The 21,878-nt window shown below is 62.1% G+C and carries 14 protein-coding genes; 7 read left to right on the top strand and 7 right to left on the bottom strand.

Annotated elements, in window-relative coordinates; genetic code table 11:
• Positions 1-13: 13 nt before the first annotated feature.
• The 5 genes from ltrA to LU682_RS05455 all read right to left on the bottom strand — a co-directional run bounded on the left by ltrA (position 14) and on the right by LU682_RS05455 (position 7,206).
• Positions 14-1,435 carry a group II intron reverse transcriptase/maturase gene (gene ltrA, locus LU682_RS05435; protein WP_010952877.1) on the bottom strand — a complete coding sequence of 474 codons (1,422 nt, stop codon included), beginning with the start codon at positions 1,433-1,435 and terminating at the stop codon, positions 14-16.
• A gap of 481 nt (positions 1,436-1,916) precedes the next feature.
• Positions 1,917-3,590, bottom strand: a complete 1,674-nt coding sequence (gene leuA / locus LU682_RS05440) for a 2-isopropylmalate synthase (protein WP_010952204.1) — start codon at positions 3,588-3,590, stop codon at positions 1,917-1,919.
• 432 nt (positions 3,591-4,022) lie between these two features.
• Positions 4,023-4,850 (bottom strand): M23 family metallopeptidase, encoded by an 828-nt coding sequence (locus LU682_RS05445; RefSeq protein WP_010952205.1) that lies wholly within the window; start codon positions 4,848-4,850, stop codon positions 4,023-4,025.
• A 3-nt stretch (positions 4,851-4,853) separates the two neighbouring features.
• Positions 4,854-6,233 (bottom strand): exodeoxyribonuclease VII large subunit, encoded by a 1,380-nt coding sequence (gene xseA, locus LU682_RS05450; protein WP_060489332.1) that lies wholly within the window; start codon positions 6,231-6,233, stop codon positions 4,854-4,856.
• A gap of 94 nt (positions 6,234-6,327) precedes the next feature.
• On the bottom strand, positions 6,328-7,206 hold the full coding sequence (locus LU682_RS05455) for a LysR family transcriptional regulator (protein ID WP_010952207.1): 879 nt from the start codon (positions 7,204-7,206) through the stop codon (positions 6,328-6,330).
• A 97-nt stretch (positions 7,207-7,303) separates the two neighbouring features.
• On the opposite strand from LU682_RS05455, the gene LU682_RS05460 reads away from it, so the two are divergent.
• The 4 genes from LU682_RS05460 (at position 7,304) to guaA (ending at position 11,876) form a co-directional block, all read left to right on the top strand.
• The gene (locus LU682_RS05460) at positions 7,304-8,059 is read left to right on the top strand and encodes a sulfite exporter TauE/SafE family protein (protein ID WP_010952208.1); all 756 of its coding nucleotides are present in this window, start codon (positions 7,304-7,306) and stop codon (positions 8,057-8,059) included.
• A 47-nt stretch (positions 8,060-8,106) separates the two neighbouring features.
• Positions 8,107-8,664 (top strand): hypothetical protein, encoded by a 558-nt coding sequence (locus LU682_RS05465; RefSeq protein ID WP_003255027.1) that lies wholly within the window; start codon positions 8,107-8,109, stop codon positions 8,662-8,664.
• Positions 8,665-8,750: 86 nt separating this feature from the next.
• Entirely contained in the window at positions 8,751-10,220 is a 1,470-nt protein-coding gene (gene guaB, locus LU682_RS05470; protein ID WP_003255025.1) for an IMP dehydrogenase, read from the top strand.
• A gap of 78 nt (positions 10,221-10,298) precedes the next feature.
• A complete protein-coding gene (guaA, locus tag LU682_RS05475) occupies positions 10,299-11,876 on the top strand; it encodes a glutamine-hydrolyzing GMP synthase (RefSeq protein ID WP_010952209.1) in 1,578 nt (525 codons plus the stop codon).
• A 93-nt stretch (positions 11,877-11,969) separates the two neighbouring features.
• On the opposite strand, the gene LU682_RS05480 is transcribed toward guaA, so the two are convergent.
• A complete protein-coding gene (locus LU682_RS05480) occupies positions 11,970-13,856 on the bottom strand; it encodes an LTA synthase family protein (protein ID WP_049588487.1) in 1,887 nt (628 codons plus the stop codon).
• 299 nt (positions 13,857-14,155) lie between these two features.
• On the opposite strand from LU682_RS05480, the gene LU682_RS05485 reads away from it, so the two are divergent.
• Positions 14,156-15,535 carry a multicopper oxidase family protein gene (locus LU682_RS05485; protein ID WP_020193354.1) on the top strand — a complete coding sequence of 460 codons (1,380 nt, stop codon included), beginning with the start codon at positions 14,156-14,158 and terminating at the stop codon, positions 15,533-15,535.
• Positions 15,535-16,014, top strand: coding sequence for a tRNA adenosine(34) deaminase TadA (gene tadA, locus LU682_RS05490; RefSeq protein WP_012051365.1), 480 nt, complete (start codon positions 15,535-15,537; stop codon positions 16,012-16,014). Before LU682_RS05485 ends, tadA begins: the two co-directional genes overlap by 1 nt.
• Positions 16,015-16,107: 93 nt before the next feature.
• Here tadA and mltF read toward each other — a convergent pair whose 3' ends face one another.
• Positions 16,108-17,565 carry a membrane-bound lytic murein transglycosylase MltF gene (mltF, locus tag LU682_RS05495; protein WP_020193355.1) on the bottom strand — a complete coding sequence of 486 codons (1,458 nt, stop codon included), beginning with the start codon at positions 17,563-17,565 and terminating at the stop codon, positions 16,108-16,110.
• Between the two features lie 411 nt (positions 17,566-17,976).
• On the opposite strand from mltF, the gene purL reads away from it, so the two are divergent.
• A complete protein-coding gene (gene purL, locus LU682_RS05500; protein ID WP_010952214.1) occupies positions 17,977-21,876 on the top strand; it encodes a phosphoribosylformylglycinamidine synthase in 3,900 nt (1,299 codons plus the stop codon).
• Positions 21,877-21,878: the final 2 nt, after the last annotated feature.

The raw sequence follows: 21,878 nt of genomic DNA on the forward strand, positions 1-21,878 counted from the left end.
CGTACACGGCGGTTCAGGTTACGCGGCTAAGCCGGTTAATCGTATCCAGTATCGAGACCAGCCCGAGCCGGTCCCACAGTTTCTTTGGCAGCGCGTAGTTCATATGTTGCGCTCCCGAATTCCACCATGGACCTCGGCCATTGAAGGCTGACTTGTTGGCACGCTCCTCGCTCAACCCCAGGCGCATCAAGTTTCTCAGCCTCGTGGGAGGCTGCTTCCATTGACGCCAGATGACGCAGCGGAGTTTGTGCCTGACCCAACCATCCAGTTCCTCAAGCGGCCGCTTGCTCTGGCTGAGCTTGAAGTAGCTAGCCCAGCCTCTCAGGACGGGGTTGATCCGCTCGATGACAGTCGCCATTTTGCGAGCCCGTACGCTGCGCAGCAGCATTCTGAGCCGGTCGCGTAAGCGGTCTAGGCTCATCCTTGCCACGCGCAGCCTTGGCTGCTGGTGCCAGCTCATCCCATAGCCTAGGTAGTCGCACTTCCACGCCCTTGCCACTTGGCTTTTCTTCCTGTTCACCGTCAGCTTCAGACGTTCTCTCAGGAAGCGCTCGACGCTGACCAACACCCGTTCGCCGGCCCGGGGACTGCGTACATAGATGTTCGCATCATCGGCATAACGTACGAAGCGATGGCCCCGCCGCTCCAGCTCGCGGTCGAGTTCGTCGAGCAGGATATTCGACAGCAACGGCGAAAGCGGGCCGCCTTGCGGCGTCCCCTCCTGCCGTGGGCTGACGACACCGCCCGACATGATCCCGGCTTCAAGGTAGCGGCGAATAAGCCTGAGTACGCACTTGTCTTTGATCCGACGTTCGATGCAGGCCATGAGGATGTCGTGATTGACCCGATCGAAAAACTTCTCCAGATCGAGTTCCACGCACCAGCGGTGTCCCGCTGTCACATGAGCACGGGCCATCTCGATGGCTTGATGCGTACTTCTGCCCGGACGAAAACCATAGCTGTAGTCCGAGAACAGTGGGTCGAAGATAGGTGTGAGCTGCTGCTGCAGTGCTTGCTGGATCAGGCGATCCACGACGCTGGGGATACCCAGTTGCCGTGTGCCGCCCTGCGGCTTGGGAATTTCAACCGCTCGCACTGCTTGGGGATGGTATTCACCGGCCAGCAACCTGGCCTTGAGGGTTGGCCAATACTGTTTCACGTAGCCCGCCAAGTCAGCGACCGTCATGCCATCGGCACCCGGAGCCCCCTTGTTGCTAACCACGCGTTGATACGCACGCCTGAGGTTGGCCGGTGCAAGCACCCGCTCCATCAGCGTGTCCGGCTCCGCGTTCGTCCACGTCGCTGACGCCGCCGGCACCTTTGCACTGTCAGGCATCACCCTCGGCTTCTGGCCGGGATTCGGGATGACAGTTTCCGCTGTGGGAAATTTCTGCATTACGGTTACCAACGAGACGGCGACGCCTACTGGCGGCATAACCTGTTCGGCCCTTGGTGGCGCGGTTAACCGCCACTTACTACGGCTTCGGCTGACTTCTGCACGCTCATCCCGTCGCCTTTCGACGCGCGGTAGCACAATGGCAAACGTACAGATCTCCCAGGGTAATTCGCGCGACCTTCCTGCTTATGCCTGTCGGATCTACGTCACAGCGTTCCGTGCAAGTATTGGGCTTTGGCGATTTGTGCCACCTCACCCCGCTGTGCCGCCTCTATCCGCTTCCTGTTCGTCAGGCCAGCATTTTGCCTCGGGCTTCCTTCAGATTCGCGGTCACCCGCGACACCCTTGCCTCCGGCTAACACTTCCCCTTGCCGGGTGTGTAGAGGACTTTCACCTCCAAGTCACCCACTTGGCCACCACAACCAAGCGGGTTGCGCTTACGCGCAACGCGCCATGCCTGGCGCACACAAAAAAAGCCCGCATCAAACGATGCGGGCTTTCTCATCCCTCATTTCAGGCTTCAGGCCGCCTTGGCTTCCTGCTGGCTCAGCGAGCGGTTCAGCGCACTGAACAGCGCCTTGAAGCTGGCCGTGGTGATGTTCTCATCGATACCCACGCCATGTACCGGGCGGCCACCGGCCACGCGCAGTTCGATGTAGGCAGCTGCCTTGGCATTGGTGCCAGCGCCAATCGCATGCTCGTTGTAGTCCATGATCTCCACGGCAATCGGCAGGCCGGCCACCAGTGCTTCCAGGGCGCCGTTGCCCTTGCCGCGCCAGTGCAGGGTGGTTTCGCCTTCACCGGCAACTTCCACTTCCACGGCGCTGTGGCCGTTTTCTTCCTGCAGGCGATGGCTGACCAGTGCATATGGCGCGTTGGCCTGGAGGTATTCCTTGTGCAGCAGGCTGTAGATCTGCTGGGCGGTCATTTCCAGGCCCAGGCGGTCAGTCTCACCCTGCACCACCTGGCTGAATTCGATCTGCATGCGACGCGGCAGGCTGATGCCATATTCCTGCTCGAGCAGGTAGGTGATACCGCCTTTGCCCGACTGGCTGTTGACGCGGATTACCGCTTCGTAGCTGCGGCCGATGTCGGCCGGGTCGATCGGCAGGTAAGGCACCTCCCACAGTTCCCCATCCTGCTGCTTGGCGAAGCCCTTGCGGATGGCGTCCTGGTGCGAGCCGGAGAACGCGGTATGGACCAGATCCCCCACATAGGGGTGACGAGGATGTACCGGCAACTGGTTGCATTCTTCGACCACCTTGCGCACGCCGTCGATGTCGGAGAAGTCCAGCAACGGGTCGATGCCCTGGGTGTAGAGGTTCAGTGCCAAGGTCACCAGGTCGACGTTACCGGTACGCTCGCCGTTGCCGAACAGGCAGCCTTCGGCACGGTCGGCGCCGGCCATGAGGCCCAGTTCGGTGGCAGCGATGCCGGTGCCGCGGTCGTTGTGGCAGTGCAGGCTGATGATCACGCTGTCGCGGCGGCTGACGTTGCGGCAGAACCACTCGATCTGGTCGGCGTAGATATTTGGCGTGGACACTTCCACGGTGGCCGGCAGGTTGAGGATGATCTTGTGTTCAGGGGTAGGGTTCCACACCTCGATGACCGCGTCGCAGACCTCCTTGGCGAACTCCATTTCAGTGGCGCTGAAGGTTTCTGGCGAGTACTGGAAGGTCCACTGGGTTTCCGGCTGCTGGGCGGCGTACTTGACGAACAGCTTGGCCGCGTTCACCGCGATGTCCTTCACGCCTTGCTTGTCCTGATTGAAGACGATGCGGCGGAACGACGGGCTGGTGGCGTTGTACAGGTGGACGATGGCCTTCTTCGCACCGCGCAGTGATTCGAAGGTACGGGCAATCAGGTCTTCACGTGCCTGGGTGAGCACCTGGATGGTGGTGTCATCCGGGATGTGGCCGTCCTCGATCAGGGTGCGCACGAAGTCGAAATCGGTTTGCGAGGCAGACGGGAACGAGGCTTCGATCTCCTTCACGCCAACCTGCACCAAGGTCTTCCAGAAGCGCAGTTTCTTCTCCGAGTCCATCGGCTCTATCAGCGACTGGTTGCCGTCACGCAGGTCGGAACTGCACCAGATAGGTGCCTGGGTGATGGTCTTCGACGGCCAGGTACGGTCAGGCAGGTCGATGGTCGGGAAAGCGCGGTATTTCTTCGAAGGGTCTTTGAGCATGGTCATGGAAGCAATCCTTTTGTGTGCGGCCGAGATCGGGCCTGCCGAGCGATAACGATATGAAGAGGCGAGGCGACGCGATTCAGCCTGGTAGTCGGGCGCTGACCAGGCAGAGGCTGCGATGTTGTCGGAGCAGGATGAGGGTGCTGAAGGTTTTCATGCCTTCAAACTTAACCAGTGGGGTGGGGGATGGCAAGCGTTCGGGAAAAATTGAGAGGAATGCTTAAAAAAAGCCATTAGGCGAGATTTTATGGCTTGGATCTGCTAGGCGCTTATTGATGTTTGCGCAGTATTTTTCGATGGCGCAACACAGTTGAACTGCTGTCGACTGTGCTGGCCTCTTCGCGGGCATGCCCGCTCCCACAAGTATTGTGCTGTGTCTGAAGGCTTCGCTGTACCTGTGGGAGCGGGCGTGCCCGCGAAGCAGGCGCCGCAGTTTCAGGGCTGGAACGCGCCAATGAAAATCGCCGGGTCCACCCGCGCATCGTTCAGGCTGACGTTCCAGTGCATGTGCGGCCCGGTTGCCCGCCCGGTCGAGCCCACGCGCCCGACCACCTCGCCACGACGCAGTTGCTGGCCGACCTGCACATCGATTTTCGACATGTGGCAGAACATGCTGATAAAGCCCTGCCCATGGTCGACGAACACCGTGCGGCCGTTGAAGAAATAATCCCCCACCAGAATCACTTTGCCATTGGCGGGTGTCTTGATCGGCGTGCCTGCCGGCACCGCAAAATCCAGCCCCGCATGCGGGTTGCGTTCTTCGCCGTTGAAGAAGCGGCGCACGCCGAACTTGCTCGACAGCGGGCCGTTGACCGGCTTGTCGAGAACCAGGTTGCTCGGCAGGTTCGGGCTGAAGCTGCGGTAGGCCTTGATCTGCTCGGCCAGCTCGCGCTCGATGCGTTTGAGGTCGGCCGGGTTCGGGTTGACCTGGCGCGTGTTCTTCAGGGTGATGCGCTGCTCAGGGTACTTCTTGCTGCGTACGCTGAAAGGCAGGGTGCGCCCGCCCTGGTTCAGCACTGCGGTGCCGGGCTTCTGGGTCAGCGGGATGCCGACGATGGCCAGCCAGTTGTCCTGCTCCTTCACCACCAGCACCGGCTTGCCGTCGAAACGGGCGCTGGGTGCATTGGCGGCGGGGCCCAGGTCGACGACTGCCACACCGCCGGGTACCGGTTTGTTCAGTGTGCGGGTGATGTAGCTGGCCTGGGCGCCGCCGGCCAGCAGCAGCAGGGAAAGGGCAAGCAGGGGCGCGAGCACGCGGGGCATGTGTCAGTCCAGTAGTGAGAGGGTGACCGGGGTCAGGTGGTTGTCTTCGACCCGCACCAGCAACTCGCCTTCGTTCAGGCGGGCGGTCAGGCGTTGGCCATTGCGGGTCTGTTCGGCGCTGCGAATGGCCTGGCCTTGCTCATCCAGCAAAATGCTGTATCCACGGGCCAGAGTGGCCAGCGGACTGACCACCTGCAGTGTCTGCAACTGGGCCTGGAACCGCTGGCGACGGTCCTTGAGCACCTCGCGCATGGCCCGTGGCAGGCGCTCGGCCAGGCTGTCCAGGCGCTGGTTCAGCAGTTTCAGGTTACGCCCCGGATGCTGCGCGGCCAGGCGGGCGTCCAGGCGTGCCAGGCGTTCGCGGCGCTGGTTGAGGTTGAGCATGAACGCGCGACGCAGGCGCATGTCCAGGTCGTCCAGGCGTTGAGCCTGCTGGCGCAAACGCTCGCCTGGGTGGCGCAGGCGCCGGGTGAGTGACTCCAGGCGCAGGCGGTCGTGGGTCAGGCGGTTCTGCATGCGCAGCAGCAGGCGCCGTTGCAGGCCATCCAGGCGTTGCCGAAGGCCGCTGTTGTCAGGGGCCAGCAGCTCGGCGGCCGCAGACGGGGTGGGCGCGCGCACGTCAGCCACGAAGTCGCTGATCGACACGTCGGTTTCATGGCCCACGGCGCTGACAATCGGCGTGACGCAGGCGGCCACGGCACGCGCCACGGCTTCCTCGTTGAAACACCACAGGTCTTCCAGCGAACCCCCACCCCGCGCCAGGATCAGCGCATCGAAGCCGAGGCTGTCGGCCAGGCGGATGGCGCGTACGATCTGCGCGATGGCTTCGCGGCCCTGTACCGCCGTAGGTATCAGGTTCAGCTCCACCTGCGGGGCACGGCGGCCGAACACGCTGATGATGTCGCGGATCACCGCGCCAGTGGGCGAGGTGATGATGCCGATGCGCTGCGGGTGAGCCGGCAGTGGCTTCTTTCGTTCGGCGCTGAACAGCCCCTCGGCCCCGAGCTTTTCCTTCAGGGCCTCGAAAGCCAGGCGCAGCGCGCCATCACCGGCTGGCTCGACGGTGTCGAGAATAAGCTGGTAGTCGCCACGCCCCTCGAACAGCGAAACCTTGCCACGCACCCGCACCGCCAGGCCGTCGCGCAGCGCCTGGCGTACCCGCGTGGCGTTCTGCCGGAACAACGCACAACGCACCTGGGCGCCGCTGTCCTTGAGGGTGAAGTACATGTGGCCGGACGCCGGGCGGGCGAGGTTGGAGATTTCGCCTTCCACCCACACGCTGCGGAAAACGTCTTCCAGCAGCACGCGGGCGCGGCCGTTGAGTTGGCTGACGGTAAGGACCTCGCGGTCCAGCCCGAGTCGTTCGAAAGGGTCTTTGATCATGGCTGGCATCATAAATGACATCGGCCCCGGTTGTCTGTCTTGCCCCTAGTGTCAGCCTTGACCCAATCCTTGTGGGAGACCGCAACCGGTGCCTTCAGCCCTGCATCGTCGCCACGAACTGCCGCACCAGTTGCCCCGCATCACGGCGACAGGCCAGTGCCACTGTGCTCTGGCAATCACCCTCCAGCGCTACGAAGCTGACTGAAGCCGGGGCAATCTCGCACATGCACCGCGGCAACAACGCCACCCCAAACCCCGCCTGTATCAGCTGCAACTGCGTAGTCTTGCGCGACAGTACCTGCGCCGCCTGCGGGAAGAACCCTGCCTCCATGCACAACGAGGCAGACAAGTAGCTCAAACCACCACGATCCCGGTGCGGGATGGAAATGAAGCGCTCTTCCTTCAATTGCTCCAGTTGCACGTGCTGAGTACCCGCCAAGGGGTGTCCAGCGGCGACCGCCAGCAACAAGGGTTCGTCGAACAACTCGTGCAGCACCACGCCTTCATGCTGGCGCAGCACCGGCAAGCGCAACAGGCCGATATCCAGCCGTCCGGCAGCAATGTCTTCCAGCTGTGCCTCCGATGACTGCTGCGCAATCTCCAGCGAAACCCCTGGGTTGTGCTTCAGGTAGTTCCCCAGGCGAGCCAGAAGCCCGCCGGTCAGTGGCACGGTGCTGGAATGGTTCAGGCGCAAGCTGCCTTGCAACCCTTGGCCAATGTCACGGGTAACCCGCTCGGCCTGTGCCAGGTCGGCCAGCAAGCGTCGCGCCCGTTCAAGAAAGGCCTGACCCGCCAGCGTCAGGCGAGGCAGGCGCGCCGTGCGTTCGAACAGCGGCGTGCCGAGTTGTTGCTCCAGCTCCTTGATCTGCCGGCTAAGGGCCGACTGGGCGACGTACAGGCGCTCGGCTGCACTGCTGAAACTGCCGCACTCGGCGATCTCCACGAAGTAACGCAACTGTCGGATTGACGTCATGTCATGCCTTTTCGAGATGGCTTTTGGGATAAAGGCATATTAGTCGGCATGGCTCATGGCTGGCTAACCTTTGCCTGTCTTCCCAGGAACTGCTGCCATGCTTGCCCAACTGTCGTTTTCCGGCCTTGACTGGCTGCCGATCCTGTTCGCCATTGCCGCGGCCTACATCGTCTTCGGCATCGCCGGTTTTGGTACTGCACTGGTGGCGGGGCCGGTGCTGATTCACTTCATGCCGTTGTCACGCATCATCCCGTTGCTGGTGCTGCTGGATTTCGTGGCCGCGTTCGGCAACCTGCTGCCGTCGCGCCGGGATGTGGTCCGCAGTGAATTGCTGCGGCTGCTGCCCTTCATGGCCTTGGGTTGTACGTTGGGCGTGGTGTTCCTGCTGCAACTGAAGTCCGACCTGTTGCTGCTGTTGATGGGGGTATTCGTGACTGCCTATGCACTTTACGGGCTGGCAGTGAAAGTGAGGCCAGCGAGCCTGTCCGGCTTCTGGGCGGTGCCGATGGGCACGGCAGGCGGTTTGTTCGGGGCTTTGTTCGGCAGCGGCGGGTTTCTTTATGCCCTTTACCTGAGCGCACGGCTGGAGGTGAAGGAACAGGTACGCGCCACCCAGAGCGCGCTGATCAGCTGCAGTACGATAGTGCGTCTGTCGCTGTTCCTGATTGCCGGTGTCTATGCCGACCAACGCCTGCTGCTGCTCGCCGCCTGCCTGCTGCCTGTCATGTTCATTGGTCTGTGGGTAGGGCGTCGGTTGACCAACCGGTTGTCCCGCGAAGCGTTCGTACGGCTGGTGACCTGGCTGGTGCTGGCCAGTGGGCTGGCGTTGATTGGTCGCTACCTGAGCGCCTGAGCGGTAGAATTGCGTCATTACCGGCGTTTCTCAGGCTTGTCCCGTTCATGAACACCCAGAGCATCATCGTTCCAAAGCTGTCTACCGTCCCGGTGCATGAAGCCCGTGCCCGCGCCATCCTGCGCTGGCTGGTGCGCGAAAAGGTCGTCGAGGAGCAGCTGACCACCTGTGGCCGCACCGGTAACCGCATGGGCCATGCCCTGGCGGCAGGGGCGCGCAAAGTGGCCCTGCACCCGGAAAAACTGCCCTTCGGCGAACCGGTCAACGGCCTGGAAGTGATGCTCAAACGCTGCATCTATACCCCCACCGAAGGCTTCCTCGAAGAAGCCGGTTGCCCGGAGTGCCGGCGCGAGGTAGGTGAGCCGTTGTTCGAAAGCCTGGAAGAGTGGATGCCGGCAGTGAGCGACAACTTTACCTGCCCACTGTGCGGCTTCGAAGATGACATCAATGGCTTCATTTACCTGCAGCCATGTGCCTTTTCCAACCTGGGGTTCATCTTCAACAACTGGGGCGAGGCCGGGTTCACCCAGGCCTTTCTCGACAGCTTCGCCGACTGGCTCGACCAGCCGGTGGCCGTGGTGCAGGTAAAACTGCCACAAGCCTGACCGAAGGCCCTTATTTTGCATTGAGCGGCGCGCCATGCATGAGTATAATGGCGCGCTTCCATTTTTCCCGCCCGGGAGCCCCCGCGATGCTGCGTATCAGCCAAGAAGCCCTGACCTTCGACGATATCCTCCTTGTACCTGGCTATTCCGAGGTACTGCCCAATGAAGTCAGTCTCAAGACCCGTTTGACCCGTGGCATCGAGCTGAACATTCCGCTGGTTTCCGCTGCCATGGATACCGTGACCGAAGCGCGTCTGGCCATTGCCATGGCTCAGGAAGGCGGTATCGGCATCATCCACAAGAACATGACCATCGAACAACAGGCCGGCGAAGTGCGCAAGGTCAAGAAGTTCGAGGCTGGCGTGGTCAAGGACCCGATCACCATCGACGCCGATGCCACTGTGCGCGACCTGTTCGAGCTGACCCGCCTGAACAACATCTCCGGCGTGCCGGTATTGGCCAACGGCGACCTGGTCGGCATCGTCACCTCCCGTGACGTGCGCTTCGAAAATCGCCTGGACGCCAAGGTACGCGACGTGATGACGCCGAAAGAGCGCCTGGTCACCGTCCGCGAAGGCGCCGACAAGAACGAAGTTCGCGAGCTGCTGCACAAGCATCGCCTGGAAAAAGTCCTGATCGTTGACGACAAGTTCAACCTCAAGGGCATGATGACCGTCAAGGACATCGAAAAGGCCAAGGCTTACCCGCTGGCCAGCAAGGACGACCAGGGTCGCCTGCGCGTCGGCGCCGCCGTCGGCACCGGCAAGGACACCGGCGAGCGCGTTGCTGCCCTGGTGGCGGCTGGCGTTGATGTCGTCGTCGTCGACACTGCCCACGGCCACTCCAAAGGTGTGATCGACCGCGTACGCTGGGTGAAGGAAACCTACCCGCAAGTGCAGGTGATCGGCGGCAACATCGCCACCGGCGCTGCCGCCAAGGCCCTGGCCGAAGCGGGTGCCGACGCGGTCAAGGTCGGTATCGGCCCTGGCTCTATCTGCACCACCCGTATCGTTGCCGGTGTCGGCGTGCCGCAAATCAGCGCCATCGCCAACGTCGCAGCAGCACTGGAAGGCACTGGTGTGCCACTGATCGCTGACGGCGGTATCCGCTTCTCCGGTGACCTGTCCAAGGCCATCGTTGCCGGTGCTTCCTGCGTGATGATGGGTTCGATGTTCGCCGGTACCGAAGAGGCCCCGGGTGAAGTCGAGCTGTTCCAGGGCCGTTCCTACAAGGCCTACCGCGGCATGGGCTCGCTGGGCGCCATGGCGCAGGCGCAGGGTTCGTCCGACCGTTACTTCCAGGACTCCTCGGCCGGCGCCGAGAAGCTGGTACCGGAAGGCATCGAAGGCCGCGTTCCTTACAAAGGCGCCCTGGCCGCGATCATCCACCAGCTGATGGGCGGCCTGCGTTCGTCCATGGGCTACACCGGCAGCGCAACCATCGAAGAAATGCGCACCAAGCCGGAGTTCGTGCGCATCACCGGTGCCGGCATGGCCGAGTCCCACGTGCACGACGTGCAAATCACCAAAGAAGCCCCTAACTACCGCGTAGGCTGAGGCTTCCAGCTACAACATAAAGCGGGGCTGTCATGACAGCCCCGCGTCGTTTCCGATTTCCACTGACGAGATTGAGTCATGGCCCTCGACATTCACGCTCACCGCATCCTGATCCTCGATTTCGGTTCCCAGTACACCCAGCTGATCGCCCGCCGCGTGCGCGAAATCGGCGTGTACTGCGAACTGCACCCGTTCGACATGGACGATGAAGCGATCCGCGAATTCAACCCGCGCGGCATCATCCTCGCCGGCGGCCCCGAGTCGGTCCACGAAGCCAACAGCCCGCGCGCTCCGCAGGCCGTGTTTGACCTGAATGTGCCTGTGCTGGGTATCTGCTACGGCATGCAGACCATGGCCGAGCAGATGGGCGGCAAGGTAGAAGGTTCCGACCTGCGTGAGTTCGGCTATGCCCGTGTGGACGTTGTCGGCAAGAGCCGCCTGCTCGACGGCATCGAAGACCACGTTGATGACGACGGCGTGCTGGGCCTGGACGTGTGGATGAGCCACGGTGACAAGGTCACCCAGATGCCTGGCAACTTCAACATTCTGGCCAGCACCCCAAGCTGCCCGATCGCCGGCATGTACGACGACGTCCGCGGCTACTACGGCGTGCAGTTCCACCCCGAAGTGACCCACACCAAGCAAGGTGGTCGTATCCTGTCCCGCTTCGTGCAGGACATCTGCGGCTGTGAAGCCCTGTGGACGGCGTCCAACATCGTCGAAGACGCCATCGCCCAGGTGCGTGCGCAAGTCGGTTCGGCCAACGTTCTGCTGGGCCTGTCCGGCGGCGTTGACAGCTCGGTGGTTGCCGCGCTGCTGCACCGCGCCATCGGCGACCAGCTGACCTGCGTATTCGTCGACAACGGCCTGCTGCGCCTGCACGAAGGCGACCAGGTGATGGCCATGTTCAAAGAGAACATGGGCGTCAAGGTGATCCGCGCCGACGCTGAAAAGCAGTTCCTCGACAACCTGGAAGGCGAAGCGGACCCTGAGAAGAAGCGCAAGATCATCGGCCGCACCTTCATCGACGTGTTCGATGCCGAAGCCAGCAAGCTGGAGAACATCCAGTTCCTCGCCCAGGGCACCATCTACCCGGACGTGATCGAGTCGGCTGGCGCCAAGAGCGGCAAGGCCCACGTGATCAAGTCGCACCACAACGTAGGCGGCCTGCCGGAGGAGATGAACCTCAAGCTGGTCGAGCCGCTGCGTGAACTGTTCAAGGACGAAGTGCGCAAGATCGGCCTGGAGCTGGGCCTGCCATACGACATGGTCTACCGCCACCCGTTCCCGGGCCCGGGCCTGGGCGTGCGTATCCTCGGTGAAGTGAAGAAGGAATACGCCGACATCCTGCGTCGCGCCGACCACATCTTCATCGAAGAGCTGCGCAAGGCCGACTGGTACCACAAGACCAGCCAGGCGTTCGTGGTGTTCCAGCCGGTCAAGTCGGTCGGCGTCGTCGGCGACGGCCGTCGCTACGCCTGGGTCGTGGCCCTGCGTGCCGTCGAGACCGTGGACTTCATGACCGCGCGTTGGGCACACCTGCCGTACGAGCTGCTGGAAACTGTCAGCGGTCGTATCATCAACGAAATCGACGGTATCTCGCGCGTTACCTACGACGTGTCGAGCAAGCCGCCTGCCACTATCGAGTGGGAGTGATCGGGTAGCCAGCCCAGGCTGGCACCCGCAGGACGGATACACCAGAAAGCCCGCATGATTGCGGGCTTTCTGGTTCTTGTTCGTTCAGATTGCTTATTCTTCTGGCTTTCTGGCAAATAGCGCTTTCTGGTAGGCGTTATAGGAAAGCAGCCTGCTCCTCACTGCGATGAACTCGTCACCCTCCACGCGTTGGGGGTGCTTTTCCTGCGGGTCATCCTCAAGGTTGTATTTAGTCAGGGTGTCCGAACTGAATTCGTATATGTATTTGTACGGGTGCTCCACCAAGGCTGACGCCAGTTGGTCAAAGAACGTGGACATGAAGAATGTGCGTTTCCCCTGTTCCCTCAACAAGCTGATGCCTTGTACCGAGAGGGAGGATTCGGTCACATCAAAAAAATCGGCAACCGTGGGCGCAACATCGATCTGGTGACTGGTGGTTGAGGCGGGTTTGGGCAGTGACTTTCCATTACTCCAGAAAATCAGGGGTACGCTCACTTCTTCTTCGTGCATGGACGCGTTGTGAATGAACAGTCCGTGCTCACCAAATGACTCACCGTGGTCACCCACGAGTACGAATAATGTCGAGTCCAGAAGGCCTTGCTTGTCGAAGGATGTCAGCATTTCACCCAGCACGCTGTCTGTCTTGGCTATGCAGTCTTCATACTTTTCCAGCTCGCTCTGTAATGGGGGCCCTTGGCTGCATTGGTAGGGGTAGTGGGCTGCGCTTGGGAAGTAGAGCGCGATGAAACCCTTGCCATTCTTTTTGATGTTTTCCAGGTAAGCGATGCTGGACGAAAACAGCTGTTCATCACTTTCACCGAAGCTACTGGCGTTTTGTGAGCGGTTCTCGGCGGGGATGAGCTCCGAAATTCCGTAAGCATTCGACACACCGATGGATTTCAGGAAGCCCTCCATGTTTTCGAACTGCAGGTACAGCGAGCTGAAGGCGACGGCTTCCATGTTTTTCCTGTTCTTCAGCTCATGGATGACACTGGGTTGTAGCAGGTACATGGCTTCTTTGATTTCAATATCAGGGTAGGCATGCAGCCCCGTCAGGATCGCGTGGTAGCCTTTGGACGAGTGAGGCACTGAGACGTACGATTTGAAGAGCATGCCCTCCCGAGCGAGCTTATCGAAGGTGGGGTAGCGCTCGGCGGTTTTGATGTCGGGAGCAAACACGCTGTTCCAGCGCACTGACTCCAGAACGATGAAGACCAGGTTCTTGAAGTCTGGCGTGGGGTGAGATTGAAGTTTTTGGATTTCGTTGACACTGGTCAGCGGGTAGGCGGGTTGTTCGAATGGCAGCGACGGTCTATGCGGCGCTGCGGTCAAGGTCAAGGAAGTGGTGTTTCTGAGTGTTGTAACCAGTGGGCTGATGACAATGTTTTCGTTCAGGTGATAGCGCGCGCTTTTGGCATGGATGGAGCCGAAGAGCAGGGCGCCGATCACCAGCAGTGATGCCCAGAGGTGTTGTCTTTTCTTTACTGTGCGGGTGCGCTGTTCTTTATAAGCGATGTAGGTTGCCAGCCCAGCGAAAGACCAGGTCGCCAGGTAAGCCAGAAAAAGCACAAAGACAATGAACCTGAATGTGTGCCCGAAACCGGCAGCTTGCGTGAGAAACACCTCGGCCCCGGAGGTCAGGTTGCTTGCGTTTTGCAGGCTGTAGCTTATCAGTTGCCAGTCCAGTGGCTTTAGCCATAGCTCCCGAACACGCATGTCCACCAGCAGGAACAACAGCAAGGCGCCTGAGGCGATGCTCAACAGATAGAAGTTGAATTTGTTTCTGGTAATGGTGTTGGCGGCAATCACATAGAGGGCAACCACTAACAGCACGTCTTGAAGCAAGTACAGGGCAATGTCGAAAACACCGGTCTCCACCCATCGATAGGAGAAAAACTCGATCAGGATGATCTTCGGTGCCAGCAGCAGGCCTGCGGCGAGCAGGAGCGAGATATGCAGTAATGAATTCCTGAGCCACATGGTGTCTACCTTCGCATTCACAGAGCCGGCGTCTTGTCTGAAGCGATAGGCGGGCAAAAGGCCAGCACCTGCGCACCCCGTTTTTAGACTTAAGCAGCCCACCCTGAATTCGGCAAGTCAGCCCCGGGGCGTTGGTTGGGTACCGAGGGGGGGCGGATTGCCACTGGCGATCGCGGCCGCTAACCGGCCGTGCGACAAGACTTCACTTAATATTTCGCAAATGCAGGTGTATCGTATTCGCCCTTCATCGCCAGCCCCTGCTGGCAGACTGATTGCGCAGAAACGAGGTACCCGCACCGATGTCCTTTACCCGTCGACAAATGCTCAAAGGCCTTACTGGTCTGGTTGTGGTAGGCCTGGGCGCCGGGGGCGCGGCGCGCTACTGGCTGGGCAAGGTCGAGGACGAGAATGCCGGGCACGACTACGAGCTGATTGCTGCCCCACTGGAAGTGGAGCTGGTGCCGGGTTTCAAGACCGAAGCCTGGGCCTTCGGCCCATCGGCACCTGGCACCGAACTGCGGGTACGCCAAGGCACCTGGTTGCGGGTGCGCTTCATCAATCACCTGCCGGTCGAAACCACCATCCACTGGCACGGCATCCGCCTGCCGCTGGAGATGGATGGCGTGCCATACGTTTCGCAACTGCCGGTCAAGCCTGGTGAGTACTTCGATTACAAATTCCGCGTGCCGGACGCCGGCAGCTATTGGTATCACCCCCATGTCAGCAGTTCCGAGGAGCTGGGCCGCGGTCTGGTCGGGCCGCTGATCGTCGAGGAACGTGAACCCACCGGGTTCCAGCATGAGCGTACGCTGAGCCTGAAGAACTGGCATGTGGACGAGCAGGGCGCATGGCTGCCTTTCAGCATCCCGCGCGAGGCCGCGCGCAACGGCACTGCCGGGCGGTTGATCACCATCAATGGCCAGGCCGACTCGATCACCGAGCTGCCGGCCGGCCAGGTGGTGCGGGTGCGCCTGCTGAACCTGGACAATACCTGGACCTACCGCCTCAACCTCAAGGGCAACTGCGAGGCGAGAATCTATGCCCTCGACGGCAACCCGGTGACCCCGCGTGCGCTGGACGAATACTGGCTAGGCCCGGGCATGCGTATCTGCCTGGCCATCCGCATTCCCGAGGCGGGTGAGGAAATCTCCCTGCGCGACGGTTTCGTGCGCCTGGGCACCCTGCGTTCGGTGGCCAGCAACGACGCGCCGAGTGACTGGCCGCCCGCGCTGCCGCCCAATCCGATCGCCGAGCCGGACCTGGAGAATGCCGAAAAGCTGAACTTCAATTTCGAGTGGGCGGCCAGCGTCTCTGTCACCCCTGATCCGGCCAAGCCGTCGAGCATGTGGCAGATCAACGGCCAGGCCTGGGATATTACCGACAAGACCTGCGCCGACCGCCCCATCGCCACGTTGCAGAAGGGCAAGAGCTACATCTTCGAGCTTAAGAACATGACCCAGTACCAGCACCCGATCCACTTGCATGGCATGAGCTTCAAGGTGATCGCCTCCAACCGTCACGACATCAAGGAACCGTGGTTCACCGACACCTACTTGCTGGGCAAGAACGAGCGCGCCCAGGTAGCACTGGTGGCGGATAACCCTGGAACCTGGATGTTTCACTGCCACGTCATCGACCACATGGAAACCGGCCTGATGGCCGCGATTGCGGTGGTCTGATGCGCCCGCAGATCATCGATCGCAGTCGCGATCAGGAATTCATGCGCCTGGCGCTGGCCTTGGCCGCCGAAGGCGCGGCGTTGGGCGAGGTGCCAGTGGGGGCGGTGCTGGTGCAGCATGGGCAGGTGATCGGCCAGGGTTTCAACCGGCCGATCATCGACAGCGACCCCAGCGCGCATGCCGAGATGGTGGCGATCAGGGCGGCAGCCAGGTCGGCCAGCAACTACCGGCTACCCGGCAGCACCCTGTATGTGACCCTGGAACCGTGCAGCATGTGTGCGGGGCTGATCGTGCATTCGCGGGTGATGCGCGTGGTGTTTGGCGCGCTGGAGCCCAAGGCCGGGATCGTGCAGAGCCAGGGGCAGTTCTTTGGCCAAGGCTTTCTCAACCACCGGGTGATGGTGGAGGGCGGGGTGCTGGCGCAAGAGTGCGGGCAGATCCTCAGCGACTTCTTCAAGGCCCGCCGGGCCAAGGCTTGAGCTGCACCGGCCTCTTCGCGGGCAAGCCCGCTCCTACAGGTTCTGCGCAAATCTTGTAGGCGCGGGTTTGCCCGCGAAGAGGTCCTGACAGGCTTACATCGGCGACGACTTATCCGCTGGCTTGTCCTTGTTGACCCCGGGCACATGCAGGTTGCCCTCGGCCACCTGGCCTTCCAGCTGCGGCTGGGTCACCCAGGTGAGGATGTCGTAGTAACGGCGGATGTTGGCCACGAAATGCACCGGTTCGCCCCCACGGGCATAGCCGTACTTGGTCTGCCGGTACCACTGCTTCTGAGCCAGCCGCGGCAGCATCTTCTTCACGTCCAGCCACTTGTTCGGGTTCAGCTTCTCGCGCTTGGCCAGGGTGCGGGCGTCTTCCAGGTGGCCGCCACCGACATTGTAGGCGGCAAGGGCGAACCAGGTGCGGTCCGGCTCCTTGATGCTGTCGTCAAGCTCTTCCTTGATCTTCATGAAGTACTTGGCGCCGCCCTGGATGCTCTGCCTCGGGTCCAGTCGGTTCGACACGCCCATGGCCTGGGCGGTGCGCTGGGTCAGCATCATCAGGCCGCGCACGCCGGTCTTGGAGGTGACTTCCGGCTGCCACATCGATTCCTGGTAGCCAATGGCTGCCAGCAGGCGCCAGTCGACCTGCTCGACCTTGGCGTAGCTCTTGAAGTGCTTCTCGTACTTGGGCAGGCGCTGTTGCAGGTGCTGGGCGAAGGTGTAGGCGCCGACATAGCCAAGTACGTCGACATGGCCGTAGTAGCGGTCCTTCAATCGCTGAAGGGTGCCGTTTTTCTGTGCCTTGTCGAGATACTCGTTGATTTCGTTGAGCAGGCTGTTGTCTTCGCCTGCGGCCACTGCCCAGCGCTGGTCGCGGGTTTCGCCCAGATCGAAGGCGACCCGCACGTTGGGGAAATACACCTGGTTCATCGCCAGTTCGTTGGAGTCCACCAGGGTCAAGTCGATCTGACCTTCGTCCACCATGCGCAGCAGGTCGACCACTTCGACGGCGTCGGATTCCTCGTATTGCAAGGCCGGGTACTGCTTTTTCAGCTCGGCCAGCTGGTCAGCATGGCTGCTGCCCTTGAGCACCATGATCTTCTTGCCGACCAAACCCTTGGCGCCGGTGGGGCGCGGGCGGCCGTTGCGGTAGATGACCTGCGGGGTCACCTCCAGATAGGGATGGGAGTATCTCACCTGGGTTTTGCGCCGCTCACTGCTGACCAGGCCGGCGGCAGCCAGTACCGGGCCGGAGGGCTTGCCGAGGGCGTCGTACAGCTCGTCCAGGTTGTCGGCGGTCTCGATCTGCAGCTTTACGCCGAGATCGTCGGCGAAATGCTGGACCAGTTCGTACTCAAAGCCGGTTTCGCCGTTACGGTCCTGGAAGTAGGTTGCCGGGCTGTTGCGTGTGATCACGCGCAGCACGCCATCCTCCTTCACGCGCTCGAGGGTGCTGGGTTTTTCAACGCAGGCACCTAGCAGCAGAAAGAGTCCGGTTGCGAGAAGCCATTTGGCGCAACGCTGGCGCAAAGCAGTGTGGGCGAACATAGGTTGCAGTATACGCAAAGGACTGGCCCAACCATATCTCGACAACGGTTAGCTTGTCTGGTAGCGGGTTGTGTGGTTGGGGGAGGGGGGATTGCATCAGGGCTGCCAGGTGGCCGGCTTGAGATATTCAGCGCCTGTGAGATCGAGCGCCGCCAGGTGTCCGCCTTAAGATATTCAGCGCCTATGAGATCGAGCGCCGCGCGGGCGGCGCTCGATCTCACAGGCGCAGAATGTGTCGAGCCGGACACCTGCGGCGCTCGATCTCGTCTCAAGCCGGACACCTCTGAAAACTGACCCCGAAGTCCGGTTCCGCCGCCCGGCAGGCGTGGCTTAGAGCAGGTGCCGAAAGCCATCGAATTAGGCTAGAATGCACGGCCTCTAAGCACACCCCTTCCTGAGGCTGTCCCGACGATGTTGATCCTGCGCGGCGCTCCTGCCCTTTCTGCCTTTCGCCACGGTAAATTACTCGAGCAACTGAGCCAGAAAGTCCCCGCTGTTACTGGTTTGTATGCCGAATTTGCCCACTTCGCCGATGTCGACGGCGAGCTGACCGCCGACCAGCAGCAGGTGCTGGGCCGTCTGCTCAAGTACGGCCCGAGCGTGCCGGTACAGGAGCCGACGGGTCGTCTGTTCCTGGTGGTACCGCGCCTGGGCACCATTTCGCCATGGGCCAGCAAGGCCAGCGACATCGCCCACAACTGCGGCCTGCAGTCGATCCAGCGCCTGGAGCGCGGCATCGCCTACTACGTTGCCGGCACCCTGAGCGACGCTGATGCCGAACTGATCGCCGCCGAACTGCACGACCGCATGACCCAGCGTGTGCTCGGCCAGCTGGAGCAGGCCGCTGACCTGTTCAGCCACGCCCAGCCCAAGCCAATGACCTCGGTCGACATCCTGGCCGGCGGTCGCGACGCCCTGGCCAAGGCCAACATCGACCTGGGCCTGGCCCTGGCCGAAGACGAGATCGACTACCTGGTCAATGCCTTCCAGGGCCTCAAGCGCAACCCGAACGACATCGAACTGATGATGTTCGCCCAGGCCAACTCCGAGCACTGCCGCCACAAGATCTTCAACGCCAGTTGGGATATCGACGGCCAGGCCCAGGAAAAAAGCCTGTTCGGCATGATCAAGAACACCTACCAGATGCACAATGAAGGTGTGCTGTCGGCGTACAAGGACAACGCCTCGGTGATCGTCGGCAACGTTGCCGGCCGTTTCTTCCCGAACCCTGAAACCCGCCAGTACGGCGCGGTGCAGGAGCCGGTGCACATCCTGATGAAGGTGGAAACGCACAACCACCCGACCGCCATCGCCCCGTTCTCCGGCGCCTCCACCGGCTCCGGTGGCGAAATCCGCGACGAAGGTGCTACCGGCCGGGGCGCCAAGCCCAAGGCCGGCCTGACCGGCTTCACCGTGTCCAACCTGCGCATTCCGGGCTTCGAACAGCCTTGGGAGCAGGCCTATGGCAAGCCCGAGCGTATCGTCGACGCCCTCGACATCATGATCGAAGGCCCTCTTGGCGGCGCTGCGTTCAACAACGAATTCGGCCGCCCGGCCCTGACCGGGTACTTCCGTACCTTCGAGCAAGCCATCAACACCCCGCACGGTGAAGAAGTGCGCGGCTACCACAAGCCGATCATGCTCGCCGGCGGTATGGGCAACATCCGTGAAGACCACGTGCAGAAGGGCGAAATCACTGTCGGCGCCAAGCTGATCGTGCTCGGTGGCCCGGCCATGCTGATCGGCCTGGGCGGCGGCGCTGCTTCGTCGGTGGCTACCGGTGCCAGCTCGGCTGACCTGGACTTCGCTTCGGTACAGCGCGAAAACCCGGAAATGGAGCGCCGTTGCCAGGAGGTCATCGACCGTTGCTGGCAGCTGGGCGACGAAAACCCGATCGCCTTCATCCACGACGTGGGCGCTGGCGGTATTTCCAACGCCTTCCCTGAGCTGGTCAACGACGGTGGCCGCGGTGGTCGCTTCGAGCTGCGCAACGTGCCCAACGACGAGCCGGGCATGGCCCCGCACGAAATCTGGAGCAACGAATCGCAAGAGCGTTACGTGCTGGCCGTCAGCGCGGTCGACTTCGAGCGCTTCAAGGCCATCTGCGAGCGCGAACGTTGCCCGTTTGCCGTGGTGGGTGAAGCGACTGAAGAACAGCACCTGACCGTCAGCGACAGCCACTTCGGCAACACCCCGGTGGACATGCCGCTGGACGTGCTGCTGGGCAAGCCGCCGCGCATGCACCGTTCGGTTACCCGCGAAGCCGAGCTGGGCGATGACTTCGACCCGAGCGAGCTGGACCTGGACAGCGCCGTCCAGCGCGTGCTGAACCACCCGGCCGTGGCCAGCAAGAGCTTCCTGATCACCATTGGCGACCGCACCATCACCGGCCTGGTTGCCCGCGACCAGATGGTCGGCCCGTGGCAGGTTCCGGTGGCCGACTGCGCCGTTACCGCCACCAGCTTCGACGTCTACACCGGTGAAGCCATGGCCATGGGCGAGCGTACGCCGCTGGCGCTGCTGGATGCCCCGGCGTCCGGCCGCATGGCCATCGGCGAAACCCTGACCAACCTGGCGGCTTCGCGCATCGAAAAGCTGTCCGACATCAAACTGTCGGCCAACTGGATGTCCGCTGCTGGTCACCCAGGTGAAGACGCACGCCTGTACGACACCGTCAAGGCTGTCGGCATGGAGCTGTGCCCGGAGCTGGGCATCACCATTCCGGTCGGCAAAGACTCGATGTCGATGAAGACCAAGTGGAGCGACGAGGGCGTCGAGAAGAGCGTCACCTCGCCGATGTCGCTGATCATCACCGGCTTCGCCCCGGTCACCGACATCCGCAAGACCCTGACCCCGCAACTGCGCATGGACAAGGGCGAGACCGACCTGATCCTGATCGACCTGGGCCGCGGCAAAAACCGCATGGGCGCCTCGATCCTGGCCCAGACCTACGGCAAGATCGCGGCCCAGGCACCGGACGTCGACGACGCCGAAGACCTCAAGGCCTTCTTCGCCGTGATCCAGGGCCTGAACGCCGACGGCCACCTGCTGGCCTACCACGACCGTTCCGACGGCGGCCTGGTCACCACCGTGCTGGAAATGGCCTTCGCCGGCCACTGCGGCCTCGACCTGCAACTCGACCCGCTGACCGACAGCAAGGGCGAAGTGCCGGCCATCCTCTTCAACGAAGAGCTGGGTGCGGTGATCCAGGTTCGCCAGGATGCTACCCCGGACGTGCTGGCACAGTTCAGCGCTGCAGGCCTGGGTGAAGAGTGCGTCGCGGTGATCGGCAAGCCGGTCAACAACGCTGAAGTGACCATCAGCCTGAACGGCGAAGTGCTGTTCGACGATGACCGTCGCATGCTGCAGCGCCAGTGGGCTGAAACCAGCTACCAGATCCAGCGCCTGCGCGACAACGCCGACTGCGCTGATCAGGAGTTCGACCTGCTGCTCGAGGAAGACAACCCGGGCCTGTCGGTGAAGCTGGGCTTCGACGTCAACGACGACATCGCCGCGCCTTACATCAAGAAGGGCGTGCGCCCGCAAGTGGCCATCCTGCGCGAGCAGGGCGTCAACGGCCAGGTCGAGATGGCTGCTGCCTTCGACCGCGCCGGCTTCGCCGCCATCGACGTGCACATGAGCGATATTCTCGCTGGCCGTGTCGACTTCGAAGCCTTCAAGGGCCTGGTCGCCTGTGGCGGCTTCTCGTACGGTGACGTGCTGGGCGCTGGCGAAGGCTGGGCCAAGTCGGCGCTGTTCAACGCCCGTGCCCGTGACGCCTTCCAGGCCTTCTTCGAGCGTACCGACAGCTTCGCCCTGGGCGTGTGCAACGGTTGCCAGATGATGTCCAACCTGCACGAGCTGATCCCGGGCACCGAGTACTGGCCGCACTTCGTGCGCAACCGCTCGGAGCAGTTCGAGGCCCGCGTGGCCATGGTCGAAGTGCAGAAGTCCAACTCGATCTTCCTGCAGGGCATGGCCGGTTCGCGCATGCCGATCGCCATCGCCCACGGCGAAGGCCATGCCGAGTTCGCCAGCGAAGAAGCATTGCTGGAAGCCGATGTGTCCGGTTGCGTGGCCCTGCGCTACGTCGACAACCATGGCAAGGTCACCGAAGCCTACCCGGCCAACCCGAACGGCTCGCCGCGTGGTATCACCGGCCTGACCAGCCGCGACGGCCGCGTGACCATCATGATGCCGCACCCGGAGCGTGTGTTCCGCGCTGTGCAGAACTCCTGGCGCCCGGACGAGTGGCAGGAAGATGCTGCGCTGATGCGTATGTTCCGCAACGCGCGGGTGTGGGTGAACTAAGG

The sequence above is a fragment of the Pseudomonas alloputida genome (genome assembly GCF_021283545.2).
Lineage (GTDB): Bacteria > Pseudomonadota > Gammaproteobacteria > Pseudomonadales > Pseudomonadaceae > Aquipseudomonas > Aquipseudomonas alloputida.

What these genes read in the sequence shown, in the direction of transcription:
- tadA (WP_012051365.1), top strand. Translation starts at nt 15,535, where the DNA reads ATGCGCCCGCAGATCATCGATCGCAGTCGCGATCAGGAATTCATGCGC.
- mltF (WP_020193355.1), bottom strand. Translation starts at nt 17,565, where the DNA reads ATGTTCGCCCACACTGCTTTGCGCCAGCGTTGCGCCAAATGGCTTCTC.
- LU682_RS05460 (WP_010952208.1), top strand. Translation starts at nt 7,304, where the DNA reads ATGCTTGCCCAACTGTCGTTTTCCGGCCTTGACTGGCTGCCGATCCTG.
- purL (WP_010952214.1), top strand. Translation starts at nt 17,977, where the DNA reads ATGTTGATCCTGCGCGGCGCTCCTGCCCTTTCTGCCTTTCGCCACGGT.
- LU682_RS05480 (WP_049588487.1), bottom strand. Translation starts at nt 13,856, where the DNA reads ATGTGGCTCAGGAATTCATTACTGCATATCTCGCTCCTGCTCGCCGCA.
- LU682_RS05485 (WP_020193354.1), top strand. Translation starts at nt 14,156, where the DNA reads ATGTCCTTTACCCGTCGACAAATGCTCAAAGGCCTTACTGGTCTGGTT.
- LU682_RS05465 (WP_003255027.1), top strand. Translation starts at nt 8,107, where the DNA reads ATGAACACCCAGAGCATCATCGTTCCAAAGCTGTCTACCGTCCCGGTG.
- ltrA (WP_010952877.1), bottom strand. Translation starts at nt 1,435, where the DNA reads ATGCCGCCAGTAGGCGTCGCCGTCTCGTTGGTAACCGTAATGCAGAAA.
- xseA (WP_060489332.1), bottom strand. Translation starts at nt 6,233, where the DNA reads ATGATCAAAGACCCTTTCGAACGACTCGGGCTGGACCGCGAGGTCCTT.
- LU682_RS05445 (WP_010952205.1), bottom strand. Translation starts at nt 4,850, where the DNA reads ATGCCCCGCGTGCTCGCGCCCCTGCTTGCCCTTTCCCTGCTGCTGCTG.
- guaA (WP_010952209.1), top strand. Translation starts at nt 10,299, where the DNA reads ATGGCCCTCGACATTCACGCTCACCGCATCCTGATCCTCGATTTCGGT.
- leuA (WP_010952204.1), bottom strand. Translation starts at nt 3,590, where the DNA reads ATGACCATGCTCAAAGACCCTTCGAAGAAATACCGCGCTTTCCCGACC.
- guaB (WP_003255025.1), top strand. Translation starts at nt 8,751, where the DNA reads ATGCTGCGTATCAGCCAAGAAGCCCTGACCTTCGACGATATCCTCCTT.
- LU682_RS05455 (WP_010952207.1), bottom strand. Translation starts at nt 7,206, where the DNA reads ATGACGTCAATCCGACAGTTGCGTTACTTCGTGGAGATCGCCGAGTGC.